Source organism: Sanguibacteroides sp. AM78-02pH3A (genome assembly GCF_027666085.1).
In the GTDB taxonomy this organism is placed as follows: domain Bacteria; phylum Bacteroidota; class Bacteroidia; order Bacteroidales; family Marinifilaceae; genus Gabonibacter; species Gabonibacter massiliensis.
Map to the genome: position 1 here is coordinate 39,526 of NZ_JAQEHX010000007.1, position 12,948 is coordinate 52,473.

Below are 12,948 nucleotides of genomic sequence, written 5' to 3' on the forward strand. Positions count from 1 at the left end.
CTTGCGAGTATAACAAGAATATTTTTGCGTCGTATAAAACTGATTTAAATGTTTAAACAAAGACGAGATTGCAAATTTGCAGGGTTTGACTAAGAATATATCCCCTGATGGAATGCCAGTATTTCACTTTTGGGAAGATTAAAAGAATGTGTCCGAAAAACTTGGACAGCCCTTTGTATTTTTGGTTTGCGCGACTATCGGCGAAAAGTCAGAAGGGGATTGAAAATTCTCTTAAATGGAGTAGAATGTAGTTCAGGTATTTGAGTCGTTTAATGGTGTAAATCAAAGTGTATCTAATGCTTTGTTGTAGCCTTCTTTCTCGATAAACTCTTGTAAGCTTATTGTAGTCAAACAAATATCTGCCAACGACATCCGATATGCAAAAAAGAGAAAGTTAAACGAAAGTTCTGGTGGAAATTTTTTACGGGAAAAGATCGATTTTGCGCTGCATATTTATAAAAACGAAGGGAATATTTATACATATAACTTATAATCAGTGATTTATGTAAATATAAAAATGGAATTTACCTATTTTTCATATGACTTATTTCGTTAGCTTTGTGGACGAAAATGAAACATTGAAAAGAGTTAGAAAAATAATTATAAAAGTTGTTGTATGGAAAAGAAACTGGCTGTGGTTGCCTTGGGAGGTAACGCTTTGCTGAGAGGAAATCAAAAAGGAACAATCGAGGAGCAAAATGCGAATACGGTTGATACTTTGGAAAATTTGGTCTTTTTATTGAAAGACGGATATAATCTGATCATTTCTCACGGGAATGGTCCGCAGGTGGGAAATGTTTTGATGGATAATGCTGCCGGTGTGGAGAAATTCGGAAATGCGGCAATGCCTTTAGATGTTTGTGTCGCTTATACTCAGGGACAAATCGGGTATATGATTGAACGGAATCTGCGTAATATTCTGAAAAAGCATGGAATTAAACGGAATGTAATCTCTATGGTTTCTCAGGTAATCGTGGATAAGAATGATCCCGCCATGAGCAATCCGACGAAACGTGTCGGAAAGATATACATGAAAGAGGAGGCCGACCGCTTGGCAAAAGAGAAGGGATGGGTATTTAAGGAGGAGATAAAAGTGGAAGGAGGTTGGAGACGGGTTGTCCCTTCTCCCGAGCCTATTGATTTTATGAATGCCGAGTTGGTAGAACGCTTGGCCCGGGAAGGCAATATCGTTATTACCACGGGGGGGGGAGGAATTCCCGTGTATCTGGACGAACAAGGAGAAATTAAACCGCTGGAAGGTGTAATCGATAAGGATTTAGCTTCTTCCATGGTGGGTAGTCGGGTGAAAGCGGACGAATTTTATATATTGACGGACGTACCTTATATCTATAAGGATTATAAAAAACCGACTCAAAAGGTGTTGGAGTTTTTGGATTATGCCGATACGGTAAAATATTTGGAGGATGGTACGTTTGCGGAAGGGAGTATGGCACCTAAAATCAGGGCCTGTCTGCGCTTTGTAAAGAATGGGGGGCAAAAAGCCGTGATTACGGAGGCCACGAAGTTGGAAGATAAAAAATACGGTTCGAAAATCACCATGGAGTACGAGGACGACAGAAGATGATTTTTCACTTTCTATTCTCGCTTCTATATTGTAAATTTGACGGAATTTTATAACGGAAAGAATATTGTCCTTTTCAATATGAAATAGGGAATCATAAATTTAAAATTATATTAGTATGGCTTTTAATTTAAGAAACAGGAATTTTTTGAAGTTATTGGACTTCACTCCGAAAGAGATTAAATACATGTTGGATTTGGCTGCTGATTTGAAAAAAGCGAAGTATGCCGGAACAGAACAACCTCGTTTGAAAGGGAAAAATATCGCTTTGATATTCGAGAAAACATCTACTCGTACGCGTTGTGCTTTTGAGGTAGCCGCTTATGATCAAGGAGCTCACGTGACTTATCTCGGTCCTTCCGGATCTCAGATCGGCGTGAAGGAGTCGATGAAGGATACGGCTCGTGTTCTGGGACGCATGTACGACGGAATAGAGTATCGCGGATTTGCTCAGAAAACAGTTGAAGAGTTGGCCGAGTATGCTGGTGTACCCGTGTGGAACGGATTGACGAACGAGTTTCATCCGACCCAAATCCTGGCTGACTTCCTGACAATGATGGAGCATTCGGACAAACCGTTGAATCAGGTTACTTTTGCTTATCTCGGGGATGCTCGTTTTAACATGGGCAATTCGTTGATGGTCGGTGGTGCTAAGATGGGAATGGACGTACGTATTGTTGCACCGAAGGGATTGCAGCCCGATGCGGAATTAGTAGCCACATGTCAGGAGATCGCCAAGGAAACCGGAGCCAAAGTTACGATTACGGATAATGTTGAAGCTGGAGTGAAGGGGTGCGATTTCTTGTACACGGACGTATGGGTGTCTATGGGCGAGCCTGCAGAGGTTTGGGCGGAGAGAATCAAACTTTTGACCCCGTATCAGGTGAATAAGAAAGTGATGGAGATGACAGGAAACAAGAATTGTAAATTTATGCATTGTTTACCGGCATATCACAATCTGGAAACTCAGGTAGGGCGTGACGTGAACAAACAATTCGGGATGGATGGAATCGAAGTGACCGAAGAGGTATTCGAATCTGAAAATTCAATCGTATTCGATGAAGCCGAAAACCGTATGCATACGATCAAAGCTGTTATGGTTGCTACTTTAGGTGACTAATGCAAGATACAATAACAAGAAAAGCGGGTTTCAACCCGCTTTTTTTTATTTACATCGATTGTAAACAAGTTTCTCTGGTTCCGGTAATATCGAAGATTACTTGCAAGTGCAGTAATTTGAAAATCTCTAATACCTCTGGGGTAAGATTGCATAATTTCAAAGTAGATCCGATACTTTTAGCAGTCTTGAATAGAGCAATGATACAACCGATACCACTACTATCGATAAAATCAATTCCATGGAGATCGAAAACCATTTTACACTCCTTGTTGTTTAAAAGTGGTCTGAGTTGTTGTTTTACTTCGTCGGCGATGGATAATGTAAATCGGGTTACATCCACAAACTCGACAAGAGTAATTCCGTTTTGTTCTGTTACATTGAGAATCATTGTTAATTGGTTTATTAAGGATTAATATTTATCGTAGTTTATGTTTTTTCATTCGAAAAGGTATTGTTTTTTCCCTTTATCCGGGTACTATGTTACAAAAGTAATCATTTTTTATTGGAATAAAAAGCAGAATAATTCCGAAAGATAATATTTTTACAGAAAGGATGGCAAGGATAAATAAAAATTTTAACTTTGCGGAACGTTTGACACAACGTGCGGAAAATAATATAAATATAAAAATAACAGATAAAATGAAAACTACCGTTTTTACACATTTTCATGAAGCGCTTGGAGCGAGAATGGCTCCGTTTGCCGGTTATAACATGCCGATAGAATATACTGGCATCAAGGAAGAACACAATACGGTTCGGGAAAAGATCGGGGTATTTGATGTTTCCCATATGGGCGAATTTTGGGTGAAGGGCCCCAAGGCTTTTGAATTGGTTCAGAAATTAACGTCCAATGATGTAGCCGCGCTAACGGACGGAAAAGTTCAATATAGTTGCTTCCCCAACGAGACGGGTGGAATAGTGGATGATCTTTTGGTATATCGTTTCAGCACGGAAAAGTATTTGTTGGTGGTAAATGCCGCCAATATCGACAAGGATTGGGAGTGGTGCACAAAGTGGGCCAAAGAGTTGGGAATGAATGTCGATACGGATTTGGAAAATGCATCGGATAATATTTGTCAGTTAGCAGTTCAGGGACCTTTGGCATTGAAAGCGATGCAAAAATTGACTACGGCAAATGTTGAGGATATGGAGTATTATACGTTCCAGGAAATTCCTTTTGCAGGAGTGGACAAAGTGATATTTTCCACCACGGGTTATACCGGGGCGGGAGGATGTGAAATTTATGCTTATAATAAAGATGCCGATAAGATTTGGAACGCTGTATTCGAAGCCGGGGCCGAATTCGGAATAAAGCCGGCAGGATTGGGAGCCCGGGATACTTTACGTTTAGAGGCGGGCTTCTGTTTATACGGACATGAAATTGACGATACTCATTCTCCGATAGAAGCAGGCTTGGGTTGGATTACCAAATTTGTTCCGGGAAATGATTTTATCAACCGGGCTTATCACGAGAAGTTGAAAGCGGATAAACCTTCCCGTTATATGAAACCGTTCGAATTATTGGATAAAGGTATCGCTCGTCAGGGATATGTGATCGAAGATGCCGAAGGAAACGAGATCGGAGTCGTTTGTTCCGGGACTGTTTCCCCTTGGACTGGAAAATCTATCGGAACCGGATACGTGAAGAGCGGTTTCCATAAATTGGATACTGAGATTTATATTCGGGTAAGAAATAAAGCTCTTAAGGCAAAGATTGTAAAGACGCCGTTCTTTTAATCGGATGCACGGAGTCGTATAATCAGAGAGGCATCCGGAGACGGATGCTTCCTCTTTTTTTTAAATACAAAGTAGGTCTGTAAAGGACTTTGGTAAGGAGGCAAGTTGTTTGATTTTCAGTTAATAAGAAAAACGAATAAAAAAACGGTAAAAAGGTTTTTTATACAGACTTATTTCGCATATTTGTAGTGTTTTTATAAATAAGATTTTCGTATTAAATCTATTAAATAATTTTAGTGATGAGAAAACATATTTTTAATGCCGGTCCTTGTAAATTACCGGATTCTACATTGGAAAATGTATCAAAGGCTGTTCTTGAGTTCGGAAACACGGGGCAATCTATTATGGAGGTATCTCACCGTTCTGCAGATTTTCAAGCTGTTTACGATGAAGCCGTTGCCTTGTTCAAAGAGGTGTTGAACATTCCGGAAGGTTATTCTGTACTTTTCTTGGGAGGTGGAGCCAGCATGCAGTTTTGTATGATTCCGTACAACTTTTTAAACAAAAAAGCTGCTTACGTGAATACCGGAACTTGGTCTACGGCTGCCATTAAGGAGGCTAAAATGTGGGGTGAGGTGGAAATCGTGGCTTCTTCTGAAGCTGACGGATTTACTTACTATCCGAAATTTACTATCCCTTCTGACGTGGATTATATGCACATTACCTCAAACAATACCATTCGCGGTACTGAAATTTTTGAAGATCCGACTTCTCCGGTACCTTTGATTGCCGACATGTCTTCTGATATCTGCAGTCGTCCGGTTGATGTGGCTAAATATGCAATGATCTATGGCGGTTGCCAAAAGAATCTCGGACCTGCCGGTGTTACTTTCGTGATCATTAAGAATGACTTTTTGAATAACGTGGTAAAAGACAGAATGATTCCGACGATGTTGAGATATCAGACTCATGTAGACAAAGAATCGATGTACAATACACCTCCTTGTATCAACATCTTTGGCGTAAAAGAGACGTTGAAATGGGTTAAAGCGATGGGTGGAGTGAAAGCCATGGAGAAGTTGGCTATCGAAAGAGCCGATATGGTTTACGCTGAATTGGAGAGAAGTAAAGTTTTCCGTCCGGTCGTTAAAGAAGGTTCTCGCTCCAGAATGAACATTCCGTTCTTGTTGAGAGAAGGATACGAGTCTTTGGAGAAAGAATTCCTTGATTTCGCAAAATCCAAGAATTTGGTAGGTCTTAAAGGTCACCGTTCAGTAGGTGGTTTCCGTGCTTCTACTTATAACGCATGTACGATTGAAGATGTAAAAGCTTTGGTCGCCGCTATGCAAGAATTTGAAGCAAAACACATTTAACGATTATAGGTTTACGATTTCAGATCTACATTCGGTTTGCTTGGGGCGGGCCGACTGTGATCCGGAATCGTAAATCTTTTTTTTATTATTTAAAACATACGATGTATTCCGATTCAGGAGACTCGTGATTTAAAATTTATCGAGATGGCAAAGAAAGTTTTAGTCGCAACAGAAAAACCGTTTGCTGCTGTTGCAGTGAAAGGAATTAAAGAGATTGTTGAAGCTCAGGGATATGAGTTCGTCCTATTAGAAAAATATACTTCACAGGCCGAGTTGCTTGCAGCTGTTGCTGATGTGGATGCTATGATTATCCGTTCTGATAAAGCAACCAAGGAAGTGATCGATGCTGCCAAGAATTTGAAAGTAATCGTTCGTGCGGGAGCCGGATACGACAATATCGATTTGGCCGCTTGTACTGCACGTGGCATTGTTGCCATGAATACCCCGGGACAAAATTCAAATGCCGTTGCCGAATTAGCTTTCGGTATGATGATTTACATGGCCCGTAATTTCTATAACGGAAAATCGGGTTCCGAGTTGAAAGACAAGACGATCGGTATTCATGCTTATGGAAATGTAGGGCAGAATGTTGGACGTATCGCCCGGGGATTCGGTATGGAAGTATACGCTTTTGACCCTTTCATGACGGACGAGCAGATCAAAGCTGCTGGTGCTACTCCGTTGCACTCTGCTGAGGAGATGTATAAAAAATGTCAATACATCTCGTTGCATATCCCGGCAACGGAACAAACTAAAAAATCGATCAATTACAATTTGTTGAAAGACATGCCGAAGGGAGCCGTTCTGGTAAATACAGCCCGTCAGGAAGTAATCGACGAAGAAGGGTTGGCTAAATTGATGGAAGAGAGAAACGATTTCCACTATATTACCGATATTGCTCCGGTATGTGATTGTTTCAGTAAATTCGAAGGTCGCTTCTTTGCCACTCCTAAAAAAATGGGAGCTCAGACAGAAGAGGCTAACGTGAATGCAGGTTTGGCTGCAGCGCATCAAATTGTTAATTTCTTCGAGAAAGGCGATCAAAAATTTAAAGTAAACAAATAAATTGTAAATTTTGGGTTTACGATGAAGAGGATTCGGGAAATAGGTGATTCGAAGGTTGAATATAGAGTTTAGATAATCGCCCAATTACTAATTTTTCGTATAGTTAAGTCGTAAACTGCTAAATCAAAATGAAATATGGCTATAGTAAAACCATTTAAAGGATTACGTCCACCAACCCAAGAGGTTTGCGAAGAGTTGGCGTGTCTGCCTTATGATGTGATGAATTCGGAGGAAGCCGCTCAGATGGCTGCCGGAAAGCCTCGTTCTTTATTGCATGTTACCCGTGCGGAGATCGATTGTGCTCCGGGTACGGATATTCATTCGGAAACCGTTTATAACAAGAGTGTAGAGAACTTTAAAATGTTTCAGGACAAAGGTTGGTTAATACAGGATGCCGAACCTAAGTTTTATATTTACGCTCAGACGATGGAGGGAAGAACTCAATACGGTATCGTGGGTTGTGCCGCTTGCGAAGACTACATGAACGGAATCATTAAGAAACATGAATTGACTCGTCCGGATAAGGAAGAGGATCGTATGATCTTAACCCGTTACGTGAAGGCCAATCTGGAACCCGTATTTTTTGCCTATAAGGCTGTTCCTGAGATTGACGCTATCGTGGATGATATCGTGAAAAACCGGAAAGCCGATTATGATTTTGTGGCCGAAGACGGTTTCGGACATCATTTTTGGGCTATCAACTGTCCGGAAACCAATAAACGTTTGGAAGAGTTGTTCGCGACAAAAGTTCCTTATACTTATGTAGCCGACGGACACCACAGAACAGCTGCTGCTGCCCGTATCGGAGCCGAGTTCAAATCTAAGAATCCGGACCATAACGGAACAGAGGAGTACAATTTCTTCATGGCCGTGCATTTCCCGGATACTCAGTTGAAAATTATCGATTACAACCGGGTTGTGAGGGATTTGAACGGGTTGACGGAGGAGGAGTTATTGGCTAAATTAGCCGATCATTTTACCGTGGAGTGTATGGGAACTGAAATATACCATCCGGCTAAATTGCATGAATTCAGCATGTATTTGGGTGGCAAGTGGTATAAACTGACAGCTAAAGCGGGAAGCTACGATGATAATGATCCTATCGGAGTATTGGATGTGACGATCCTGTCCAATCATGTGTTGGCGGATATTCTTGATATCCAGGATTTGCGTCGTTCTACTCGTATAGATTTTGTCGGTGGAATCCGCGGTTTGGGTGAGTTAAAACGTCGTGTCGATAACGGTGAAATGAAAGTGGCTTTTGCCCTTTATCCCGTTTCTATGGAGCAATTGATTAACATTGCAGATACGGGTAATATTATGCCGCCGAAGACTACTTGGTTTGAACCGAAGCTTCGTTCCGGAATGGTAATTCATAAAATCTGATTATAGCGGCCTTCGGGCCGCTTTTTTTATGTCTTGAAGCTTTATTAATTTAGACAATTTTGTACCTTTGTTTTGCCAAAGTATATTTATCGGGTAAATACCGCAGTAGATGGTGTCCGTCTTATTATATAAGAGCAGGGAATTCCTCGCACGTGTATTTATCCGTGTATACTTTGGCAAAGTGAGGAACCCTGCTCTTTTTTTGTACGAGCAAAAGTAACAGAAACAGATAGGATATACAAAATAAGAACTGGTTTTAGTTCGAAAAAAGATCGCTTAGAGTATACGTGATATGTAGCATAGGGTTACCGGGAGGCAGGAAAGACTACATTTCTCTATAGGAATTTAAAGATGCGGTTGAGAGATAAGTGTTCATGTTGGTGACAGAGGTGGTGTTGTTGACCGGGTAGTGACCCTACCCGGTTTCGTTTAATATTTTAACCATTTGTACAATTCTTTCCAGGTGACCTTTTTGCCGTACATTAGAATTCCGATGCGGTAGATCTTGCCGGATAACCAGGTGAAGAACAGGAAGGCGGCCACCAACAAGAGCATGGAGGTTATAATTTCCCACGTGGGAACTCCGAAAGGAATTCGGACAAGCATGACAACGGGAGAGGTAAACGGAATCAACGAACCCCAGAATGCGATCGACGAGTCCGGATTTTTCATGGCAGCGATACCAATATAGAAAGCAACGACTAAGATAATGGACAGAGGCGTCATAAATTGTTGAGAGTCCGTTTCGTTATCGACGGCGGCGCCTATGGCTGCAAACAGAGAAGCGTATAATAGGTATCCTCCCATGAAATAGAAAAGAAAGGCTCCGATGAATTTGAGGATAAATGACGGGTCTATCGTCTTCACGAGGCTTTGAATAACGGCAAGTTGCTGCGGGTTGAAGGTTGAGTCTTGGGCCATTATTCCTAAATCGGTCGCATTCTTCAGAGCTTCTATATCTATATTAGGCATGAAAACGATCTGTACGATAATGATTACGAGCAAGCATATTACGATCCAGATCAGGAACTGCAAAAGACCGACAGCGGCAACCCCGATGATCTTACCCAGGAGAAATTGGAAAGGTTTTACGGAAGAGACGAGCACTTCTATAATCCGGTTCGTTTTTTCTTCAATAACACCTTTTAAAACTTGGGAGGCATACATGAAAATAAAGAAGTAGATGATTATGCCCGGAACAAGTCCTATGATCGAGGCAATTTCGGAGGAACTTTCTTTGGCGTCACCTTTTTCCGATACGACCATCGTGCGAACCAATACCGGTGTTCGCGTGTTTTGTAATTTTTCTTCTAAATCGGGAATTTGGCTTTCCGCGATGACTCGAGAACGTTTGATATTTTCAATTTTCTGACGCAATTGGGCCGAAAACTCGTTCTTTAGCTCCATGGGGACCTGTGAGAAAGAGTAAATAGAAAATTCGCCGTCACGCATGACCTCTTTCGGAATGATTGTGATGGCGTAAAAATTGTTTTGTTTCAAATATCGGGCGAAATCACTTTCCGGAATATCCTGGTCCAAATAGGTGAAACTGGTATTGTTAATCTGCTCGAACGGTTGTTCGATAGAAGAGTGGTTGATGACGGCGACGTCTCGTTTTTGCTGGTCGTTTCTTAATAACATCCACATTAAGAAGGCGTAAAATAAAGCAAAAAGAATCGGAACGAAGATGGTGACGATCAGGAATGTTTTTTTACGAACTCTTGTCGTGAACTCCCGGTTGATAATAATTAAAATCTTGTTCATAATAGTTTGATCTTATTGCTCTTTTACCAATTTAATAAAAATATCATTCATTCCGGGAATGATTTTTTGGAATGAAATGACTTCTGTTTCGGGTAATACTCTGTTTAATAAGATATTCGAAGTACAAGGCCGGGTTTGTTGCAGGACGATTTCCTGGATGTCTCCTTCTACCCGTTGAGATATGATTTCAAATTCGTTTCCGAGGATTTGTTCCGGAAAAAATGAAGGATTGTACCTACAGGTTAATTTATAGGTGTTGTTCGCGTATTTTTCCCGGATTCGGTTAATGGGCCCCTCTATAATCTTCCGGGATTTGTTAATCAAAGCGATATGGCTGCAAATTTCTTCGACAGACGCCATATTATGAGTAGAGAAAATGATGGTTGTCCCTTTACGTCGTAACTCCAGGATTTCTTTTTTCAATAGCTCTACATTGATGGGGTCAAATCCGCTGAAAGGTTCGTCGAAGATTAACAATTCCGGTTCGTGGAGGACTGTGGTGATGAATTGAACCTTCTGTGCCATGCCTTTTGATAATTCTTCCACTTTTTTATCCCACCAATTTCCGATTTCAAATTTTTCAAACCACATTTTTAATCGGTCTATCGCTTCTTTTTTGCTTATTCCCTTAAGGCGAGCAAGGTATACGGCTTGTTCCCCGACTTTCATTTTTTTGTACAATCCCCGTTCTTCCGGCAAATAACCGATATGGTTGACGTCTGACCGTTGTAGGGGATTACCTTTGAATAACAATTCTCCGGAATCAGGAGCGGTGATTTGGTTGATGATTCGGATTAAAGAGGTTTTTCCTGCTCCATTGGGACCTAACAGACCGTAAATTGAACCTTCCGGAATGTCAATGGAAACATGGTCTAAAGCTACGTGTTGGGTATAAGTTTTAATGATGTCTATCGCTTTAAAGAAACTCATGATGTAAGGTTGGTTTAAAGCCGCCCCGAAGGGCGGCTTTTCGTTATTCTATCTCGAACATTGACGTGTTTTTAGGAAGTTTGTCTCCTTTTTTCACATGGATTTTTTTCACATGTCCGGAAATCGGAGCAAGCACTTTATTGTGCATCTTCATGGCTTCCAGCAGGCATAACAAATCACCTGCTTCGACCTCTTGCCCCTCTTGAACGTAGATATCAATAATAGATCCCGGAATGTAAGTTGTAACATTTCCCGGATTTGGCTTTTCCCATTTCTGGCGATTCGTGAATTTTGTCGTCAGATGGGTCTTGTATTTTAACCCGTCGATTTCCAGGCTATCGTATTTACAATTACTCATCGTGGTATGTTTTAAAATTAAAATGGAGGAATCCCGTGTTTTTTAGCAGGAGTCATTACCGATTTATTGCTGGATACCTCGATGGAGTGTTTTAATATTTTCCTGGTTTCTTCCGGTTCGATAACAGAGTCTATGTATCCTTTAGATGCGGCAACATAAGGATTTGCAAATTTTTCCCGGTATTCGGCTACCTTGATTTTGCGCATCTCTTCCGGATTCTCGGCCGACATGATCTCTTTTCTAAAAATAATGTTGGCAGCACCTTCAGGACCCATTACCGCAATTTCTGCCGTTGGCCAAGCGAACATGAAGTCTGCTTTCAAATGGCGCGAGTTCATGGCAATGTAACCTCCACCATAGGCTTTTCTCAAGATAACGGTTACTTTGGGTACGGTAGCTTCGCTATAGGCATATAAAACTTTTGCCCCATGACGAATAACTCCCATGTGTTCTTGTTCGGTCCCCGGTAAATATCCCGGCATATCTTCGAAAGTTACCAATGGAATATTGAAAGCGTCGCAGAAACGGATAAATCTTCCGGCTTTATCAGAGGAATCGCAGTCCAGTACACCTGCCAATACACAAGGCTGGTTGGCGACGAAACCGATTGTTTCTCCGTCGATACGACCGAAACCTACAACGATATTCTGTGCAAATTCTTGTTGAACTTCCAAGAAATCCGAGTCATCGGCAACAGCCCTGATGACGTCTCTCACGTCATAAGGTTGAGTCGGATCTGATGGAACTATTTTTTCGATTTTATATTCCGGTTTTGGAGGTTTAGGAGGGAATGGCTTTGCTTTCGCCTGATTACTCCACGGAATGAAGGTTAATAGCTTTTTGATTTGCTCAAAACATTCGTGCTCGGTTGATGCGAAGAAATGGGCGTTTCCACTGACCTGGCTATGTACTTTTGCACCGCCTAACTCTTCCATGGAAATCTCTTCTCCCAAAACTGTTTTCACGACTTCGGGTCCAGTAATAAACATTTTAGAGATATTATCTACCACGAAAACGAAGTCTGTCAAAGCTGGAGAATAAACAGCTCCTCCTGCACAAGGACCTAAAATAACAGATAGTTGGGGGATTACTCCGGATGCTTGGGTATTACGGAAAAAAATTTCTCCGTATCCGGCTAAAGAGTCGACTCCTTCTTGAATACGCGCTCCACCGGAATCATTGATACCGATTAAAGGCATACGCATTTTTAAGGCATGGTCCATGATTTTGGTGATTTTGCGGGCGTGCATAAGTCCTAAGGAACCTCCTGCTACCGTAAAATCTTGTGCATAAATACATACAGGTTCACCATAAATGGTACCGGTACCGATGATTACACCGTCCCCGTGAAGAACCTTTTTATCCATGTCAAAATCTTTTGCCTGATGCTCTACGAACATGTCGTATTCGTGGAAAGAATCTTTGTCGAGAATGGCTTCAATTCGTTCGCGAGCTGTCAGTTTTCCCATGGCAACTTGCTTCTTAATCGCCTCTTCGCCACCTCCTTGAAGAACAATCTCTTTTCTCTTTCTTAAATCAAGAACATTTCTTTTAAGTGACATATTTTACATTTTGGTTAATAAATAATGTGTCATTCTTTTTTAGAAAAAACACATCTACCAGCTTGCAAGATTACGAAAAAAAAACGAGGAAAAAAACTGCTTGAATCGAGATTTGATATAATGATTTGATA

The 12,948-nt window shown here is 41.2% G+C and carries 11 protein-coding genes; 6 read left to right on the top strand and 5 right to left on the bottom strand.

The window, feature by feature from the left end:
• Positions 1-616 precede the first annotated feature (616 nt).
• Both PGR74_RS10810 and PGR74_RS10815 read left to right on the top strand, forming a co-directional pair.
• Positions 617-1,585, top strand: a complete 969-nt coding sequence (locus PGR74_RS10810) for a carbamate kinase (protein ID WP_041502440.1) — start codon at positions 617-619, stop codon at positions 1,583-1,585.
• Positions 1,586-1,700: 115 nt separating this feature from the next.
• Complete coding sequence (locus PGR74_RS10815) at positions 1,701-2,702, top strand: ornithine carbamoyltransferase (RefSeq protein WP_041502439.1); 1,002 nt, start codon at positions 1,701-1,703, stop codon at positions 2,700-2,702.
• Between the two features lie 49 nt (positions 2,703-2,751).
• Here the strand turns inward: PGR74_RS10815 and PGR74_RS10820 are convergent, their stop codons facing one another.
• Positions 2,752-3,090 carry an STAS domain-containing protein gene (locus PGR74_RS10820; RefSeq protein WP_041502438.1) on the bottom strand — a complete coding sequence of 113 codons (339 nt, stop codon included), beginning with the start codon at positions 3,088-3,090 and terminating at the stop codon, positions 2,752-2,754.
• A gap of 251 nt (positions 3,091-3,341) precedes the next feature.
• On the opposite strand from PGR74_RS10820, the gene gcvT reads away from it, so the two are divergent.
• The 4 genes from gcvT (at position 3,342) to PGR74_RS10840 (ending at position 8,203) form a co-directional block, all read left to right on the top strand.
• Positions 3,342-4,439, top strand: coding sequence for a glycine cleavage system aminomethyltransferase GcvT (gene gcvT / locus PGR74_RS10825; RefSeq protein WP_041502511.1), 1,098 nt, complete (start codon positions 3,342-3,344; stop codon positions 4,437-4,439).
• Positions 4,440-4,678: 239 nt separating this feature from the next.
• Positions 4,679-5,752, top strand: coding sequence for a 3-phosphoserine/phosphohydroxythreonine transaminase (gene serC / locus PGR74_RS10830; protein ID WP_041502437.1), 1,074 nt, complete (start codon positions 4,679-4,681; stop codon positions 5,750-5,752).
• A 144-nt stretch (positions 5,753-5,896) separates the two neighbouring features.
• The gene (locus PGR74_RS10835) at positions 5,897-6,817 is read left to right on the top strand and encodes a 3-phosphoglycerate dehydrogenase (protein WP_041502436.1); all 921 of its coding nucleotides are present in this window, start codon (positions 5,897-5,899) and stop codon (positions 6,815-6,817) included.
• Positions 6,818-6,952: 135 nt separating this feature from the next.
• A complete protein-coding gene (locus PGR74_RS10840; RefSeq protein ID WP_041504763.1) occupies positions 6,953-8,203 on the top strand; it encodes a DUF1015 domain-containing protein in 1,251 nt (416 codons plus the stop codon).
• A gap of 429 nt (positions 8,204-8,632) precedes the next feature.
• Here the strand turns inward: PGR74_RS10840 and PGR74_RS10845 are convergent, their stop codons facing one another.
• From PGR74_RS10845 to PGR74_RS10860, 4 genes are read right to left on the bottom strand one after another with little or no spacing between them, the layout of a single operon-like run.
• Positions 8,633-9,967, bottom strand: a complete 1,335-nt coding sequence (locus PGR74_RS10845; RefSeq protein ID WP_041502434.1) for an ABC transporter permease — start codon at positions 9,965-9,967, stop codon at positions 8,633-8,635.
• 12 nt (positions 9,968-9,979) lie between these two features.
• Positions 9,980-10,897, bottom strand: a complete 918-nt coding sequence (locus PGR74_RS10850; protein ID WP_041504764.1) for an ABC transporter ATP-binding protein — start codon at positions 10,895-10,897, stop codon at positions 9,980-9,982.
• Positions 10,898-10,940: 43 nt separating this feature from the next.
• Entirely contained in the window at positions 10,941-11,255 is a 315-nt protein-coding gene (locus PGR74_RS10855) for an acetyl-CoA carboxylase biotin carboxyl carrier protein subunit (RefSeq protein ID WP_041502432.1), read from the bottom strand.
• Between the two features lie 17 nt (positions 11,256-11,272).
• The gene (locus PGR74_RS10860) at positions 11,273-12,817 is read right to left on the bottom strand and encodes an acyl-CoA carboxylase subunit beta (protein ID WP_041502431.1); all 1,545 of its coding nucleotides are present in this window, start codon (positions 12,815-12,817) and stop codon (positions 11,273-11,275) included.
• Positions 12,818-12,948: the final 131 nt, after the last annotated feature.